The 16,581-nt window shown below is 58.2% G+C and carries 16 protein-coding genes; 15 read left to right on the top strand and 1 reads right to left on the bottom strand.

Annotated features, from left to right (window positions below):
• The first annotated feature begins 1 nt into the window (after position 1).
• The 14 genes from waaC (at position 2) to ACA063_RS02255 (ending at position 14,687) form a co-directional block, all read left to right on the top strand.
• A complete protein-coding gene (gene waaC, locus ACA063_RS02190) occupies positions 2–1,063 on the top strand; it encodes a lipopolysaccharide heptosyltransferase I (RefSeq protein WP_162437166.1) in 1,062 nt (353 codons plus the stop codon).
• The gene (locus tag ACA063_RS02195; RefSeq protein ID WP_497664616.1) at positions 1,063–2,184 is read left to right on the top strand and encodes a glycosyltransferase family 4 protein; all 1,122 of its coding nucleotides are present in this window, start codon (positions 1,063–1,065) and stop codon (positions 2,182–2,184) included. The genes waaC and ACA063_RS02195 overlap by 1 nt, the downstream gene beginning before the upstream one ends.
• Complete coding sequence (gene rfaP, locus ACA063_RS02200; protein ID WP_497664617.1) at positions 2,184–2,990, top strand: lipopolysaccharide core heptose(I) kinase RfaP; 807 nt, start codon at positions 2,184–2,186, stop codon at positions 2,988–2,990. The genes ACA063_RS02195 and rfaP overlap by 1 nt, the downstream gene beginning before the upstream one ends.
• Positions 2,990–3,724 (top strand): lipopolysaccharide kinase InaA family protein, encoded by a 735-nt coding sequence (locus tag ACA063_RS02205; protein ID WP_497664618.1) that lies wholly within the window; start codon positions 2,990–2,992, stop codon positions 3,722–3,724. Before rfaP ends, ACA063_RS02205 begins: the two co-directional genes overlap by 1 nt.
• Positions 3,721–4,473 carry a lipopolysaccharide kinase InaA family protein gene (locus ACA063_RS02210; protein WP_497664619.1) on the top strand — a complete coding sequence of 251 codons (753 nt, stop codon included), beginning with the start codon at positions 3,721–3,723 and terminating at the stop codon, positions 4,471–4,473. The genes ACA063_RS02205 and ACA063_RS02210 overlap by 4 nt, the downstream gene beginning before the upstream one ends.
• Positions 4,473–5,924, top strand: coding sequence for a lipopolysaccharide kinase InaA family protein (locus tag ACA063_RS02215; protein ID WP_497664620.1), 1,452 nt, complete (start codon positions 4,473–4,475; stop codon positions 5,922–5,924). The genes ACA063_RS02210 and ACA063_RS02215 overlap by 1 nt, the downstream gene beginning before the upstream one ends.
• Before the next feature lie 135 nt (positions 5,925–6,059).
• Complete coding sequence (locus ACA063_RS02220; protein ID WP_497664621.1) at positions 6,060–6,395, top strand: YceK/YidQ family lipoprotein; 336 nt, start codon at positions 6,060–6,062, stop codon at positions 6,393–6,395.
• Between the two features lie 173 nt (positions 6,396–6,568).
• Positions 6,569–8,326, top strand: a complete 1,758-nt coding sequence (locus tag ACA063_RS02225; RefSeq protein ID WP_162437159.1) for a carbamoyltransferase family protein — start codon at positions 6,569–6,571, stop codon at positions 8,324–8,326.
• Entirely contained in the window at positions 8,310–9,440 is a 1,131-nt protein-coding gene (locus tag ACA063_RS02230; protein ID WP_497664622.1) for a glycosyltransferase, read from the top strand. Before ACA063_RS02225 ends, ACA063_RS02230 begins: the two co-directional genes overlap by 17 nt.
• The gene (locus ACA063_RS02235) at positions 9,440–10,336 is read left to right on the top strand and encodes an antimicrobial resistance protein Mig-14 (RefSeq protein ID WP_497664623.1); all 897 of its coding nucleotides are present in this window, start codon (positions 9,440–9,442) and stop codon (positions 10,334–10,336) included. The genes ACA063_RS02230 and ACA063_RS02235 overlap by 1 nt, the downstream gene beginning before the upstream one ends.
• Before the next feature lie 8 nt (positions 10,337–10,344).
• A complete protein-coding gene (locus ACA063_RS02240; protein ID WP_497664624.1) occupies positions 10,345–11,775 on the top strand; it encodes a PIG-L deacetylase family protein in 1,431 nt (476 codons plus the stop codon).
• Positions 11,772–12,728: a glycosyltransferase family protein gene (locus ACA063_RS02245; RefSeq protein WP_497664625.1), complete on the top strand. Its 957-nt coding sequence runs from the start codon at positions 11,772–11,774 to the stop codon at positions 12,726–12,728. Before ACA063_RS02240 ends, ACA063_RS02245 begins: the two co-directional genes overlap by 4 nt.
• A gap of 54 nt (positions 12,729–12,782) precedes the next feature.
• Positions 12,783–13,544: a glycosyltransferase family 2 protein gene (locus ACA063_RS02250; RefSeq protein WP_497664626.1), complete on the top strand. Its 762-nt coding sequence runs from the start codon at positions 12,783–12,785 to the stop codon at positions 13,542–13,544.
• Between the two features lie 48 nt (positions 13,545–13,592).
• Positions 13,593–14,687, top strand: coding sequence for a glycosyltransferase family 4 protein (locus ACA063_RS02255; RefSeq protein ID WP_497664627.1), 1,095 nt, complete (start codon positions 13,593–13,595; stop codon positions 14,685–14,687).
• Here ACA063_RS02255 and ACA063_RS02260 read toward each other — a convergent pair.
• Positions 14,682–15,248: a BUD32 family EKC/KEOPS complex subunit gene (locus ACA063_RS02260; protein WP_497664628.1), complete on the bottom strand. Its 567-nt coding sequence runs from the start codon at positions 15,246–15,248 to the stop codon at positions 14,682–14,684. The two genes, ACA063_RS02255 and ACA063_RS02260, sit on opposite strands and share 6 nt — an antisense overlap.
• Before the next feature lie 150 nt (positions 15,249–15,398).
• Between ACA063_RS02260 and ACA063_RS02265 the strand changes: the two genes are divergently transcribed.
• Positions 15,399–16,571: an O-antigen ligase family protein gene (locus tag ACA063_RS02265; protein WP_497664629.1), complete on the top strand. Its 1,173-nt coding sequence runs from the start codon at positions 15,399–15,401 to the stop codon at positions 16,569–16,571.
• Positions 16,572–16,581: the final 10 nt, after the last annotated feature.

Raw genomic sequence — 16,581 nt, forward strand, 5'->3', positions numbered from 1 at the left:
TTTGCGGGTACTGTTGATCAAGACTTCATCGCTGGGTGACGTGATTCACGCGTTGCCGGCGTTGACTGACGCGGCACGGGCGATTCCTGGCATCCAGTTCGACTGGGTCGTGGAAGAAGGTTTCGCCGAGATTCCGACCTGGCATCCCGCCGTGGGCAAGGTGATTCCGGTGGCGATCCGTCGCTGGCGCAAGAACATCTGGCAGACCCTAAAGAGCGGCGAGTGGAAGCGCTTCAAGCAAAGCGTTCGCGCCACGAAATACGATCTGGTCATCGATGCCCAGGGCTTGCTGAAAAGCGCGCTACTGACCCGTTACGTCAAAGCGCCGGTGGCCGGGCTGGACAAAAATTCCGCCCGTGAACCGATCGCTGCGCGCTTCTATTCCCGGCGCCTTGCCGTCGCCCGTGGACAGCACGCGGTCGAGCGTGTGCGTCAGTTGTTCGCCGTGGCCTTGGGTTATGACTTGCCCAAGGGCCTGGGCGACTATGGCCTGAACGTTGAACGACTGGTGGAGCTGCCACGCAAGAATCCTTACGTGCTGTTCCTGCACGGAACCACCTGGGACACCAAGCACTGGCCGGAGGCGTACTGGCGCGAGCTGGCCGAGCGCGTAGGCTATCTGGGCGTCGGGGTGAAACTGGCGTGGGGCAACCCGGCAGAGAAAGCCAGGGCCGAGCGCATCGCCAAAGACATGCGACACGTCGAAGTGCTGCCCAAGTTGAACCTGGCGGGTGTCGGCAAAGTGCTTGCCGGGGCGCAAGCCTGTGTGGCGGTGGACACCGGTCTGGGCCACCTGGCGGCCGCGCTGGACGTGCCGACGCTTTCATTGTTCGGCCCGACCAACCCCGGTCTGACTGGCGCCTACGGCAAGTCGCAGATTCACATGGCGAGCGATTTCCCCTGTGCGCCGTGCCTGCAAAAGAAATGCACTTATCAACCGACGGCTGAAGATGCTCGTCGGTTCGACCTGAAACGCGAGTGGCCCCTGTGCTTCACGCGTTTGAATCCCGAGCGTGTCGCGACCCGACTGAGCACGTTGTTACTGGCTGAGGAGCTGCGCTGATGCAATTGGCATTCGTCTTGTATAAGTACTTTCCATTCGGGGGCTTGCAGCGTGACTTCATGCGCATCGCTCTGGAATGTCAGCAACGTGGTCATCAGATCCGCGTCTATACGCTCATCTGGGAAGGCGACATTCCACCGGGTTTCGAAGTGCTGGTGGCACCGGTCAAAGCGTTCTTCAACCATCGCCGCAACGAAAAGCTCAGCGAGTGGATGGAGGCGGACCTGGCCAAGCGCCCGGTGGACCGATTGATCGGTTTCAACAAGATGCCGGGTCTGGACGTTTACTACGCGGCCGACGGTTGCTTCGAGGACAAGGCGCAAAACCTGCGCAACTCCCTTTACCGTCGCTGGGGCCGCTACCGGCATTTTGCCGAGTATGAGCGTGCGGTGTTCGCCAAGGACGCCAAGACCGAAGTCCTGATGATTTCCGAAGTTCAGCAACCGCTGTTCATCAAGCATTACGACACGCCGCTGGAGCGTTTCCATTTGCTGCCGCCGGGCATCTCCCAGGACCGTCGCGCGCCGCCGAATGCGGCCGAGATTCGCGCTGAATTTCGTCGCGAATTCAACCTGAAAGACGACGAACTGCTGTTGGTGCAAATCGGCTCCGGCTTCAAGACCAAGGGCGTCGATCGCAGCCTGAAAGCCCTGGCCGCATTGCCCGCTGATCTGAAGAAACGCACCCGGCTGTTTGTAATTGGCCAGGACGACCCCAAATTATTCCAGATGCAGAGTGCGACGCTGGGGCTTGGCGATAACGTGACGTTCCTCAAGGGACGCAGCGATATTCCGCGTTTTCTACTGGGCGCCGACCTGTTGATCCACCCGGCCTACAACGAAAACACCGGAACCGTGTTGCTCGAAGCCGTGGTGGCCGGGTTGCCGGTCCTGGTGAGCGCGGTCTGTGGTTATGCCCATTACATCGCCGAGGCCGACGCTGGCCTGGTGCTGGATGAGCCTTTCGATCAGGCCCAACTGAACCGTTACCTGACCGATATGTTGAAAGACCCTCAAGCCCGCGCGGCCTGGAGCCGCAACGGTCTGGCCTTCGCTGAGACGGCCGACCTCTATAGCATGCCGCAGCACGCGGCCGATGTGATTCTGGCGGAGCACGCTTAATGAAGTTGATGCTGGCTGAACCGTTCAAGAGCCTGTGGGCTGGACGCGATCCGTTTACCGAAGTCGAACGCCTTGAGGGCGAGGTGTATCGCGAACTCGAAGCGCGCCGGACCCTGCGTACCGTCGTTGATGGCAATGGGTTCTTCGTGAAGATTCACCGTGGCATCGGTTGGGGCGAGATCTTCAAGAACCTGCTCACTGCCAAGCTGCCGGTGCTCGGCGCCGGGCAGGAATGGAAGGCCATTGAGCGCCTCAAAGAAGTTGGCGTGCCGACCATGACGGCTGTCGCCTATGGCGAAAAGGGCAGCAATCCCGCAGATCAGCATTCGTTTATCGTCACCGAAGAGCTGGCACCGACCGTCAGCCTCGAAGACTTCAGCATCAACTGGCTCAAGCAGCCGCCGGAACCCGCACTCAAGCGCGCATTGATTGCCGAAGTGGCGCGCATGACCGGCATGATGCACCGCGGCGGGGTCAACCACCGCGACTGCTACATCTGCCACTTCCTGCTGCACATCGACAAACCCGTGACGGCGGGAGACTTCAAGCTCTCGATCATCGATCTGCATCGCGCCCAGACTCGCCCGGCGATCACTCAACGCTGGCGCAACAAAGACCTGGCCGCGTTGTATTTTTCGGCCCTCGATATCGGCCTGACCCGGCGCGACAAATTGCGCTTTCTCAAAGGCTACTTCCAGCAGCCGCTGCGCCAGATCCTGGCGGAAGAAGCGGCGTTGCTGGCCTGGCTCGAACGCAAGGCCAACAAGCTTTACGATCGTAAGCAGCGATACGGGGACGCGCTCTGATGTCGGGTTGGAAACTTGAACCGGCTTACAGCGACCTGGCAGAAGATTTCGGCAGTCTCGAAGCAGTGTTTGCGCTTCAGGGCGAGCGCCTGACGCGCGACCCGTTGTCCGAAGTCATCCGGGTCGAGCGCAACGGCGTCAACTATTACGTCAAGCGCTACGTCGGTGCCGGTAAAGGGTTGCGTCGGTACCTGGGCAAGCCTCGGGTCAAAGCCGAGTGGCAGAACCTCAAACGCTTCGCCAAGTGGGGTATCCCGACGGCCGAAGTCGTGGCCTGGGGTCTGGAGCGTCGCGGTGCGGCCTATGATCGCGGGGCGATGATCACCCGTGAATTGCCGCATACGGAAGATTTGTCGGTACTGGCGGAGCGGCACGATCCGAAGCTGCGAGATCGTGCATGGGTCGATACCGTGAGCCGGCAACTGGCTGGCTATACCAGGATCATGCACGACCACCGGTTCACCCATAACGATCTGAAATGGCGCAACCTGTTGATCGATGATCAGGCCCGACTGTTCCTGATCGATTGCCCCAACGGGGATTTCTGGCGCGGTTTCTGGCTCAAGTACCGTATTACCAAGGATCTGGCGTGCCTCGACAAAGTCGCCAAGTATCAACTGTCGGCCACTCAGCGCCTGCGCTTTTACCTGCAGTATCGCCAACGTGATCGTCTGAATGACGCGGACAAAAAGCGCATTCGGCACGTTGTAAGATTTTTCGAGGGACGCGAATGACTGATTTTCTGGCGGCTGAAGACCGTGCGCTGCTGGAGCGTCACGGGCTCGGCAACTTTGATGCGCTCTGGGCCAAGCAACTCGAGGCGGTGGATGAACCCAACACCGCGCGCGGTGGCTGGAGCAGCGTGTTTCGCCTGGATCTTGAAGGTCATGGCTACTACCTCAAGCGCCAGAGCAACTATCAGATGCGCACGCTACATGCACCCTTTGGCGAGCCGAGTTTCTCTCGTGAGTTTCGCAATATCAGTCGTTACGAAAACCTTGGAATTCCCGCACTGAAAGCAGCGTTCTACGGTGAACGCAAGGTCGAGGGTGAAGTCCGGGCGATTCTGCTGACCCGTGCGCTGGATGGTTGGGACGATCTGGACTCGCTGTTGCAGCGCTGGTCGGAGCTCAGCGAGGCGCAGCACTCGGCGATCATGAGCGCTTGTGGGCAATTGGCTCAGCGCCTGCACGGCGCTCGTCAGGTTCACGGCTGCTTTTACCCCAAACACATTTTTCTTCAGGCGACCGGCGACGGTTATCAAGCCCAGCTCATCGATCTGGAAAAGACTCGGCCATTGCTGTTCGGCCTGCGCGATCGGGTCAAGGACCTGGAGCCGTTACTGCGCCGGGCGCCACAGTGGAACGAAGCCCAGTTGCGCGAGTTGCTGGCGGCCTACCTGGTTCAATCGCCGGACAGCTCGCTGATCGACACCTGGCTGGTGCGACTGACCGCGCGGCGCAGTTACAAGGGAGTGCGTTGATGCGTTTATCCGAACTGAAAAACGCGGGGCGCAATCCGAGCCTGCCACTGAGCATTTCACTGGCGGACGCCGCCGGGCCTGCCGACTTGCAGTTGCTGACCTTGTTGCGAGTGTTGCCAGGTCAGCGCTACGTCGGTGCCGGTGTGTGGCGTGGTCGGCCGGTGCTGGCCAAGTTGCTGGTCGGTAGCAAAGCATCGCGACACTTTCAGCGTGAGCTCAACGGCGTGCGTTTGCTGGCTGACCAAGGACTGACAACACCTTTGCTGCTCGCCGATGGATTGAAAGAGGGTGAGGGCGGTTGGCTGCTGTTCGATTTTCTCGAAGGTGCCCACAGCCTGGGGGATGCCTGGCAACAGGTCGAATCCCTGCCAATGCTCGCTGACGAGCAATCGGCGGTGTTGGCCGATGCCCTGGGCGCGATTGGCCAATTGCATCGAAAAGGCTTGTGGCAGGAAGACCTGCATCTGGACAATCTGCTGCGTCAGCGTGGTCGGTTGTACCTGATCGATGGTGCCGGTATCTGCGCAGAAACACCGGGACAGCCGCTTTCACGACAGAAAGTGCTGGAAAACCTCGGTGTGTTTTTTGCCCAGCTACCTAAATCCCTGGAACCGTTCACCGAAGAGCTGCTGGTGTATTACCTGCTGAGCAATGGCGAACATGCGTTACCGATGGAGGCGTTGCAAAAGCAGATCAACAAGGTGCGCAGTTGGCGGCTCAAAGACTTCCTGAACAAAGTGGGCCGCGAGTGCACGCTGTTCAGCGTCCAGCGCGGCGCATTTGGATTGCGGGCGATACGGCGAGAGGAAGAGGCGGCGATGTTGCCAGTGCTGGATCAAGCGGACGCCCTGCTTGATCAGGGACATCTGTACAAAACCGGTGGCGCTGCGAGCGTAGGAAAAGTCCAGATTGATGGTCGGACGCTGGTGATCAAGCGCTACAACATCAAAGGTTTCGCTCACTGGCTCAAGCGCTTCTGGCGCCCAAGTCGTGCCTGGCACTCCTGGCGCGAAGGCAATCGCCTGGCGTTCCTTGGCATTGCGACGCCCAAGCCACTGGCGCTGCTGGAGAAGCGTTTTTTCTGGCTGCGGAGTCGGGCTTACCTGGTGACTGAGTTTTTGCCGGGGCCGGACATTATCGAGCGCTTTGCTCCCTACGTTGAAAGCGGCGATGCGCCTGAGGCTGAGTTGCTGGCGCTGGATCATCTGTTCGCCGAGCTGATTGGCGAGCGGATCAGTCATGGTGATTTCAAGGGGCACAATCTGTTCTGGCAGCAGGACCGTTGGGCGCTGATCGATCTTGACTCGATGTGTCAGCACGGCTCCGTGGGCAGCTTTGCCCCGGCGTACGCGCGGGATCGGGCAAGGTTCATGCGTAACTGGCCAGAGGGCAGTGCGCTGTATCAAGTCATAGATCAGCGTCTGCCCAGAGACATCTCCAGCGTTGCCTGAGTCGCCTTCGCGAGCAATCTCCCTAGATCTGGCGGACAAGTTTTTATGAATTGTCCTACGTGATCTCCGGAGGTCATGAGCTGTGCCCTGAATTTCACTGATGCTAGCTTGCCTGACGTTTTCGGAGGGCAGCTTGTGACTATAAAAATGAGTTTTGTGATCGTTGCTGTCTCGCTGACTTTATCCGGCTGCGGAACAGCGCTTACTGTGTTGCAGGATGAGTCGGATGCGGCGCGAAGTCTTAGACAACAAAAGACCTACTGTCAGTCCATCCCTCGGGTTTACAGCGGCCTGGCTTACGATTTTTGCGTCCTGAACGCCGCTCCTGACCCTACCGGCGTTCTATTGCCGTTTGTCTTGCTGGATATACCCCTTTCCGGCGTGCTCGATACCGTTGCCCTGCCTTATACGATCTATCGCCAGGTGACGGGCGGGAACATCAGTATTTACTGGCGAACAGGCTCAAAATGAACAGCGTTGCCAGCTTTCCAGAGGCTCACATTCACAGGCTGATAAGCGCTGGGTCATTCCCAGCCTGTTTACGCTATAATCCCGCCCTTTAGCTGTCACTCGCCGCTTGCGAGGGCACATCAATTTTTTGAGGCGCCTTGCGCCTGCAAGCAGACTAAAGAGGCTAGACCCCTGTGGCATTGACGATTCTTGGCCTGTCCGGCGCCCTTAGCCATGATCCTTCCGCTGCTTTGTACATCGACGGCAAGCTGGTCGCGGCGGCTGAGGAAGAGCGCTTTGTGCGCGATAAACATGCAAAGAACCGCATGCCTTACGAATCGGCGAAGTTCTGTCTCGAGCAGGCGGGTATCAAACCGTCCGACGTTGACGTAGTAGCGATCCCGTTCGCGCCGATCAGCCTGTTCGGCAAGGCCCGCTGGCACTACGCCAAGCGTTATTGGTATGCCCCGGACCGCGCTCTTGACGCGATCCTGATGGGTAACCGTCGCTACAAACGCTATCGCAACAAGATTGTCTGGTGCCTCGAGCAACTGGGCTTCGATCCGAAGAAAATCAAGATCGAGCCGGTCGAGCATCACCTGGCCCACGCCTCCAGCGCTTACCACTGCTCCGGTTTCAAAGAGAAAACCGCGATCCTCGGGATCGACGGCAAGGGTGAGTACGCCACGACGTTCTTCGGTTACGGTGAAAACGGCAAGATCCACAAGATCAAGGAATTCTTCGATCCAGACTCCCTCGGCGGACTGTACGGCGCGATCACCGAGTTCCTCGGTTTCGAGATGCTCGACGGCGAGTTCAAGGTCATGGGCATGGCGCCGTACGGCGATGCCAGCAAGTACGATTTCTCCCGATTGGCCTCTTTCGAGAACGGCGAATTGGTGATCAACACCGAATACGCGAACGTCATCGGCCTGCGTCGTTACAAAGAAAAGGGCAAAGGCTTCTACTTCTCGCCAAAGCTGATCGAGTGGCTGGGTCCGAAGCGCGAAGGCGACATTGCCGACGAGCCTTACATCCACTACGCCGCGAGCATGCAGGCGCTGTTCGAAAAGCTCTCGCTGCAGATGATCGACCACTACCTGGGCGATGTGCTCAAGGAAACCGGCAAGCTGGCCTTCGCCGGTGGCTGTGCGCTGAACGTCAAGCTCAACCAGAAGATCATTGCCCGCGATGACGTCAAGGAGCTGTTCGTACAGCCTGCATCCGGCGACGCCGGTACTGCGGTGGGTGCGGCGGCTTATGTGTCCCACGCCCGTGGCGTGCCGGTCGAGAAGATGGAACACGTCTACCTCGGTCCGTCGTACACCAACGAAGACGTGCTTGCCGCGTGTGCTCGCCACCCAAGCAAGCCTGTTTGGCGCAAGCTCGACAACATGCCGGAAAACATCGCCAGAATCATGGTCGATGGCAACCCGGTGGCCTGGTTCCAGGGCCGGATGGAATTTGGTCCGCGTGCGCTGGGCGGTCGTTCGATCATTGGTTGCCCAAGTGCCACCGGCGTGGCTGACCGAATCAACCACCAGATCAAGTTCCGCGAGCGCTGGAGGCCTTTCTGCCCGTCGATGCTCGACACCGTCGCGCCGCAGATGATCAAGATCGATCACCCGGCCCCGTTCATGACGTTCACTTTTGAAGTGGCGGAAGAATGGAAGACCCGCGTACCGGAAGTCGTCCACGAAGACGGCACGTCCCGCGCCCAGGTGCTCAAGCGCGAATACAATCCGCGCTACTACGACATGATGAAGGCGCTTGAAGTACTCACCGGTAACGGCGTGTCTCTGAACACGTCCCTGAACCGTCGTGGCGAACCCATGATCTGCTCACCGACCGACGCCCTGAACATGTTCTTCGGGTCCGATCTACAGTATCTGATCATGGAAGACATTCTGGTCGTCAAAGAGGGCGCGGACGCATATGACTCGCTCGGCTGAACGCCATGTGCTGCAGTTCTGTCACGGCTATGACGGGCCGTTTCTGGACTGCGCCCGGCAGTATGCCAGTCTGTTCGCGGGTACCGGCTATCGAGTGACTACGGTGTTCCTGACCGGGGTCGCCGATGCGGAAGTGGCCGCGGGCTGTGCCAGCGATGAAGTGTTGTTCATGGAATACAGCTCCAAGGCCATTCGTGGCCTGAAGCTGGGCGCCATCGGCGATCTGCGCAAGATTGCCGCTTCGCGCAATTTCAGTTTCTGCATTGCTCACCGTTTCAAACCCATCTACATCGCCTTGCTCGGTACTTCGTTGCCGGTCATTGGCGTGCATCACGCGTTTGGTGATTACAAGCGCGGCACACGCAAACTCTTTGCCCATATTTTCCGTAAACGCCTGAGCCTGCTCGGCGTTTCCGATGCTGTGCGCGACGACATGCGCGATTGCTTGCCGAAATGGCCGGCCGACCGTATTCAGACGCTCTACAACCGCATCGACGTGCAGGCGTTGCAAGACGGCCAGGTATCGATTCAGGAAGCCCGGGAAACGCTCGGTCTTTCGATGGATGCCTGGATCGTGGGTAACGTCGGTCGGCTGCATCCAGACAAGGACCAGGCTACGCTGCTGCATGGTTTTGCTGCGGCATTGCCGGGTTTGCCGAGCCACAGTCAGTTGGTCATTCTGGGCACCGGTCGGCTGGAGCAGGACCTCAAAAGCCTGGCGCGTGAACTGGGTATCGGCGATCGCGTGCTGTTTCTCGGACAGGTGCCTGAGGCTCGACGTTACTTTCGTGCCTTCGATGTGTTTGCCTTGAGCTCCGATCACGAACCCTTCGGCATGGTGCTGCTGGAGGCCATGGTCGCCGGTGTGCCATTAATCGCTACGGCGGCGGGCGGTGCCAGGGAAGTGGTCGAGGGTGTCGGTATTCTGTTTCCGCTGGGCGATGCCGAGCGTTTGGCTCAAGGAATACAACATTTGGCAGCGATGGATGAGCAACAGCGTCGTCAGTGTGCCGAGCTGATGCTCGACCGCTTGCATGAACGCTTCAGCGATCAAGCCGTGCGTGATGCTTTCTGGCGTTTGCCGCGTGTTCGCGAACTGGCACCGAGGGCCTGATGCTCAACAGATTTCAAAGCTGGCGTGAACGTGGCTGGTCGGTCATCGATGCCTCGACTTATGCCGACGCCTGGCAGCGTTTTGGCGGGAGCGTCGCCACTCATCCCATGGTGGTCGAACGGCTGGCACAATTGGCCGCAATCCCGGTGCGCTATCTGGCGTGGGAACAAGGTGGGGAACTCAAAGCCGCAATTCCGACCTGGGGCCGTGACCTTGCTTTGTCCAAGGATGTGCTTAAGCGCAGCGGTAAAAAGGGTTTGTTCGACCTGGGCAATGCCGAACTCATCCTGCCGGCTGTTGCCGATGCCCAGGCGCCGTTGCGTCATCGCGCGCGTTATCTGTCGGCGCTGAACGAAGGCCGCTTTATCGGTCTCAAGGCGCAGACCGAACAACTGGCCATGGCCCGTACCCCTGAAGAGCTGTCGAAGAAATTTCGTTATAACCAGCGCCGTGAATTACGTTTGCTGGAAGAGGCGGGCGGCGTGGTGCGGCCGGTCGCCGACTTTTCCAGCAGCGAGCTGGCGGTGATCTATTGCGATCTGTTCCAGCGTCGCTGGGGTTTTCCAGCGACGGGGGCCGAGCGCATGGCTGAGGTCATCGAGTTGTTGCGAGACCTGCTGATCGGCTCGGTGATTTTCCTCAACGATGCGCCGATTGCGATTCAGCTGGTTTACCGCGTTGAAGCACCGCAATGGATCAGCGTCGAGTACATCAACGGTGGCGTTGATCCCGAAACCCGTGAGTTCAGTCCTGGCAGCGTGTTGAGCTTTCTCAATACCCAAAGTGCCTGGGAGCATGCTCGGGCGCTGGACAAGCCGTTGCGTTTTTCCTTTGGTCGCGCCGACCGTGAATACAAGGATCGCTGGTGCAATCCTGTGCCGGTATTCACCGTATGAGACAGCCCATGAGCCGCAAACAACAACTGCTCAAGCGCCATCGGCGCAATAAACGTTTTGGTCTCATCATTGCGCTTTTGTTGCTGATCGTCATAGGGGTGTTGGTGGCCTGGTGGCTGCCGGTGGTACTTGCGGTGCTGGGCTGGATTGCCCACGAAGCCTGGTTCGCTGACCATTTGTTTTATTCCCCCGCAGACGATTACCAATACAGTTTCCCGCCCTACACCCAGCAGCCGAAGGTCCATCTGGACGGTGAGCGCTTGAGGCTGGATGACGGTGTCATGCTGGTCGACGACGCCACACTGATACTGGCGCTGCGAATTAAAAGCAACTGGCTGGGACGCTTCATTGACCCGGTTGTCGAGTTGTCGGGCGGTAGCAACCCCGACCGGCAAACCTTTGAGCGCGGCGTCGATGGCCTGCGTTACCTCAATCTCAGTGGTCAATCGTCGGCGCTATCCCAAGGCGAATTGCGTCTTCGTGGTCGATTCTGCCGATTACTCGGCGAGCCGGTGCTTTGGGCGTTCGAGTACCCGGACTACCGCAACAAACGGGTGATGGTCATCGCCCCCCACGCCGACGACGCCGAACTGGCCGCGTTCGGGCTGTATAGCAGCGCCGAGCAAAGCTGGATCGTGACGTTGACTGCCGGTGAAATCGAGGCCGGGCACTATCAGCAGATGGGGCTCGATCGCGTTGAAGCGTCGCGGCTGAAAGGCTCGCTTCGTGCCTGGGACAGTGTCAGCGTGCCATTATGGGGCGGTGTTCCGCAGGCGCGCTGCATCCAGTTGGGTTATTTCTGCCTTCAGTTGCCCGCCATGCAACGTGCGCCCGCTGAGCCGGTGGCATCGAATGAAGCGCAACTGGGCGATACCCGATACTTCCGACGATACAATCCGTTTTCCCTGCACAGCGATGCTGATGGCGTGCCGTCCTGGAACAATCTGCTTGGGGACCTGCACGAGCTGATCGAGCGCATCCAGCCTCAAGTCATTGTCTTGCCGCACCCTCGCTTCGACCCTCACCCAGATCACCTCTGCTCGCAGCAGGCTGTCATGCAGGCGCTTGCCGCGACAGCCTGGCAGCCTGAAACCTTGCTGTACTACGCCAACCATTTGCACGACAACGATCGCTGGCCGATGGGCGACGCTGGCACGGGAGTGGCGCTTCCGCCGCAGATCACGGCGGATGAGCCGTTGCGGCCATGGACGCTGGGCCTGTCGACCGAGAAACAATGGCACAAGGCAATGTCGCTGGGCATGATGCATGACCTTCAGCCGCGACTTCCCCTCAAACGACTTCTTCGGCGTGTGATACAGCGATGCCTGGCTGCCCGACGCTGGCCGGTTTATGGCGAGAATGAGTTTTTCCGAAAAACGGTGCGGCGCCACGAATTGTTCTGGGTCCAAGAGCTGTCTGGAAAGAGAGAAAACAATTGAAAGTTCTGTTTCTGGTGCAGAAGGAGCAGAGGGCGATCCTGGATCGACTCTATGACGGCATCGCCGAGCATTGCGATTGCGACAAGCGTGAGCTGACCAGTGAGGAACAGGGCGACTTGCGCGGGTACTTTCGCAAGCACGTCGACGTGACGCGCTACGATCGCATTGTGTTTTTCCTGCGATTCAAAAAAGAAATGAGGCAGGTAAGGTTCATCCAGACCGTGCCCAACCTGGTCTTTCTGGAACACGATGCTTACCAGAATTACATCCCGTGCAAGTACACCGGCAAATTCAGCGCCCATTACCGCAAGCTGCCATGGGTGCGGGTGATCAGCTCGGGGTATGTGGTCACCGAGCGTCTGCGTGGGGAAGGCTTCGACGCGGTGTTTGTTCCCAAGGGATACGACCAGACACTGCTGCAGGACCGAGGCCGCGAGCGGGATATCGAGCTGGCATTCGTCGGCAGTACCAACAGCGTCGCCTATAGCGGTCGTAAAGCCCTGCTTGATGAGTTGGGGCGCGTAGAGTCGCTGGTGGTCACCCGGACCAAGTCAGGCGAAGAGTATTGCGAAACCCTCAACCGTATTCGCTTTTTCGTCAGCGCCGATGTCGGTATGGGCGAGTTCATGATCAAGAACTTCGAAGCGATGGCGTGCGGGTGTGTGTTACTGGCGTATGACCAGGGCGAGGCGGAAAGCCGCGCGCTGGGGTTGCAGGACATGCACAACGTGGTTTTCTACCAGACCATCGCGCAACTTCAGGAAAAACTTGTGCAGTTGAGGGCCGACCCGGAGCTGGCGCAACGTATCGCTCGCAATGGCCGCGAACTGGTCGTTGGTCAACTCAGTTTTGCGCGTATCGGCCAGCGTATCGTCGAAGAACTCAAGCCGCCATTACGCCCTCGTGCACCGTTGAGTTTGTTGGAAAAATTGCGCTTGAAACTGGGCGTTTGACAAGGGGTAGCCAGCAATCGATATTGCTGGCACTTTGGCTTGATTGGAGGTCTGGTGCAGTTTTCAAAAGAAAGTGACATCACATTAGTGGTTACCAGCTGTGGCCGTCTTGACCTGCTCAAGGCGACCCTTGAAAGCTTTGACCGATTCAATACCGCTGACATTCGCGAAGTCTTCATCACCGAAGATGCTGGCGACGATGCCGTACATTCCGTCATCCCGGCTGGCTGGAAAGGTCATTGCACCGTTTTCGTCAATCGACCCAAGCTTGGACAGTTAGCCTCCATCGACCTGGCCTACGAACACGTCACCACGCCTTACATTTTCCATTGCGAGGATGATTGGGAGTTCTATCGTCCAGGTTTCGTTGAAGACTCTTTGGCGGTTCTTGAAGTGCGACCGGAAATCCTCCAGGTCTGGATGCGCAGCTATATTTATGATCTGAGCGTTCATAGTCCTTACATCCGTTTGGGCGAGCGGGAATTCATCGCAGGCGTGGCCTGTTATCCGCTGATTTCCGACAAGCCCGAGTGGCAAAGTTTTTCTCTGAACCCAGGGTTGCGCCGGATCAAGGAATATCGGCTGTGTGCTCCGTATTCCGCGCACGACGGTGAGAAGGCGTTGTCCAAACGTTACGCGCAGCTAAATTTGACGGCTGTGACGCTGGAAGGCGATGCTGTTCGGCACACCGGATTTGGGCTCCACGTCCAGACATCGGAAGAGCGCGAACGTAAGGCGCGCCGCAGTCGGCGCGAACAGATCAAGTTTGCATTGTCTCTACTGTCGGGAGTCTGCATTGGCTGGTTCATCAATTAAGTGCACCAGGACATATCTACCCAAGGCCCTGCATGGGCTTGCGGCGCTATGAGCATTCTCAACGTCATGTGGTCCGGCGGTGCGCCATTCGCGTCGATTCACAAAGTTCATCAGCAGATATTGTCGCAGGCCGGTCCCTCCACACCGGTACAGACCTGGTTGCTTCAGGGCGGTGTTTCCGATTGCGGCGTAAATGTTGATGATGCCAGGGAATGGAAGTTGTCCTCTGCTCGCTTGAAAGGACGGCATTTCTGGCGGCTGACTAAGCCCTGGATGCGGGCTGGCTTTGAAAAGGCACTCGTGCAGAGCGGGGCGAAACTGCTGCTGCTTGATGGCCTTGGGGTTGCGCGCACACTTTTGCCTCTGCTCAAAAAACTGCCTCATACCCGCGCTGTGGTGATTTTCCATGGCTCAACGCGGATACGTGCCGAGGATCGAATCCTCTTTCAACACTTCAAACCGTCTCAGCTGACATTGGTTGCCGTGTCGGACACCCTGGCGACCAAGCTGGGGCAGGATCTTCAACTACCCATCATTACGCTACGCAGTGCCTTCGATCCTGTTGCCTTTCGCTCGCAAGTATTGGCGCGCGACGATGCTCGTGTGCGTCTGGGTTTGCCGGTGGACGGAACACCGGTACTTGGGGCGGTGGGGCGATTGGAAGACAAGAAAGGCTTCGGATGCCTGCTTGAGGCATTTGCTGGCGCTTTGAGGCAACGGGCCGATTTGCGCCTGGTCATTATCGGTGAAGGGTCGAACCGGGCAGCCATGCAATCGCGCATCGAACACCTCGGATTAGGTTCCAGTATCTCGTTGCCAGGTCATTTGACTGAGGCGGCGCAGCTTTACCGCGCTTTCGACTGGGTCGCGATACCTTCGCTGAGCGAGGGCCTTGGGTTGATCATGCAAGAAGCTGTGATGGCGGGTGTGCCGGTGGTGTCCAGCGACTTGCCAGTGTTCCGCGAACAGCTCGCTGACAAGGGGTTGTACGCAGCTCCCGCTGATGTCGATGCCTGGAGCGATGTCATCGTTCGCGCATTCAACAACTCTGCAACAACGGTCGCTGCCGAGCAGCACCAGGAGCTGGCGCCCGAGCAGGCCTGGCTGAACTTCAGTCAGGCTGCCCGCGCATTGCTTTCATGACGACAGAACAGCCTGCTCGAGTGCTTGCATTGGAAAGCTCCCGTTCAGGTTCTCGCGCGCAATATAGCGCGCGAAGTGTCGCAGGTTGCGCTTGACCAAATGCTTGGGCAGTGGCGCACGCAAAAAACGCATGTCAGCGACATCGATCAGGCCCATCCGGTTGTCTGGCGTGACCACGATGTTGCCCAGGTGCAGTGAGCGAAAATAGATCCCCGACGAATGAAGACTGCGTATCAATCCGGCCAGTGCGGGCAAGGTTTGTTGCCAGGTGAAACCTTCCTTGCCAGCGATCTGACGCAAGGTTTCTCCGGGCAAAGGTTCATACAGCACGGCTGTCATTCCAGGCGCTTGCAGGCGATAGAACTGCAGTACCTGAAGGGTGGGTACGCCAAGCTTTTGCAGCCCCGCGACATTGTCGATGAAGCGTTTCGAGTACGGACGGAACATCGCAGAAGAAAATATGCGTTTACGTCTAAACAGTTTGAGGATATTCCCATCCTGCAACAGGTAGACTTTCGGGCCGTAGCTGTCAGCCTCCAGTACTCTGGCGCCTTCAATCATGCGATTTAAAGCGTCTTGCGGAAGTCGGGAACATTGCATCGTATAAAGCCTTGTCGGAATAGCGGGGCACTGTGGCGGGCAATGATGCCGAAAAGTTTCAGTTTTAACCATGCCGGGTTGGGCAGGGTGAACTATCCAAGGAGCAAATCGATGCAGGAAACACGCTGGGCGCAACTATGGATGTCGATGGGATTGCTGTGGTTTTTGCTGGCTATTGCCGTTGCGCCGTCCAATAAGGTCTACCAACAGGGCCTTATTGCCCTGATCTGGCTGCCGGCATTGGTGTTTGCCTGGCCAGCGCGGGCTCGCTTCAGGGAACTGTTCTATGAGCAGCGTTGGGTCTACCTGCCTATGCTCGGATTGCTGGTCTGGTCAGTGATCAGCCTGTCCTGGACCAATGTCGAAGAACCGAGTCGCGAAGCGAAGCGCTTGCTGTATATCGTCGTTTTCCTGCTGTTCTTTCCGGCTTTCGCCAATTCCCGGCCCGAGCGCGTGATTCGCATCATGCAATGGGGCGGTATAGGTCTCGCGCTGACGGCGCTGGCCGCTATCGTTAAGTTTTATGGACTCCATGCCAATAGCTGGGTCGCGCGTCTTGAGGGGTTGGGTGAGCTATCGCATCCAATTCTGGGTGGCTATGTCATTGGTCTCGCAGCGGTGTGGCTTGTTCTTTGGGTGCCGAGCAATCGGTGGTTGCAAGCCGTCTGGGTGGTCGCGCTGAGCCTGCTGGGCTTGTTTGTGGTGCTCAGCCAGAGTCGAGGTGCTGGTCTGGCGTTGTTCTTCACATTACTCGCCATGCCACTCTGGTGCCGCAATCGACGCAGTTGTGTCGTTGCGATCGGTGCGTTGATCGTTGCGATGGCGGCATTCTGGCTTTTCGAGCCGTTGGTGCTGGCTCGCGGCGCTTCTTTCCGCCCGCAAATCCTGATGGCAAGTATGAATATGGTCGCGGAGCACCCATGGCTCGGCCTCGGCCTGGGTGGAAACTACAAAGTGTTCGCCGAAGGCATTTACTTTGATCATGCTCACAATTTGTTCAGCCATGTGGCGATCGAACTGGGTTTGCCGGGACTACTATTGTGGTGCGCAGTGTGGTTCGCGGTCTTGCGTGAAGCCTGGAAAGCGCGGGAAACCCTTTATGGCCAGGGCATTGTCGGTATTTGGCTCTTCTCGACACTTGCCATGCAATTTGACGCGGCCAGCCTGACCGGAACCCCAAGAGCCGAATGGTTCATCAGTTGGTTGCCCATTGGCTTGGCCAGTGTTTTGGTATGGGCACGGGTCAACTCCAGTGGCTGTGATAAAATTTCGCGTTCTTCCTAACAAGTGAGCT

This window comes from Pseudomonas sp. LBUM1643 (assembly GCF_059716215.1).

Coding starts and splice junctions, on each gene's coding strand:
- rfaP (WP_497664617.1), top strand. CDS start 2,184: ATGAAGTTGATGCTGGCTGAACCGTTCAAGAGCCTGTGGGCTGGACGC.
- ACA063_RS02205 (WP_497664618.1), top strand. CDS start 2,990: ATGTCGGGTTGGAAACTTGAACCGGCTTACAGCGACCTGGCAGAAGAT.
- ACA063_RS02235 (WP_497664623.1), top strand. CDS start 9,440: ATGCTCAACAGATTTCAAAGCTGGCGTGAACGTGGCTGGTCGGTCATC.
- ACA063_RS02255 (WP_497664627.1), top strand. CDS start 13,593: ATGAGCATTCTCAACGTCATGTGGTCCGGCGGTGCGCCATTCGCGTCG.
- ACA063_RS02195 (WP_497664616.1), top strand. CDS start 1,063: ATGCAATTGGCATTCGTCTTGTATAAGTACTTTCCATTCGGGGGCTTG.
- ACA063_RS02240 (WP_497664624.1), top strand. CDS start 10,345: ATGAGCCGCAAACAACAACTGCTCAAGCGCCATCGGCGCAATAAACGT.
- ACA063_RS02230 (WP_497664622.1), top strand. CDS start 8,310: ATGACTCGCTCGGCTGAACGCCATGTGCTGCAGTTCTGTCACGGCTAT.
- ACA063_RS02215 (WP_497664620.1), top strand. CDS start 4,473: ATGCGTTTATCCGAACTGAAAAACGCGGGGCGCAATCCGAGCCTGCCA.
- ACA063_RS02260 (WP_497664628.1), bottom strand. CDS start 15,248: ATGATTGAAGGCGCCAGAGTACTGGAGGCTGACAGCTACGGCCCGAAA.
- ACA063_RS02265 (WP_497664629.1), top strand. CDS start 15,399: ATGCAGGAAACACGCTGGGCGCAACTATGGATGTCGATGGGATTGCTG.
- ACA063_RS02210 (WP_497664619.1), top strand. CDS start 3,721: ATGACTGATTTTCTGGCGGCTGAAGACCGTGCGCTGCTGGAGCGTCAC.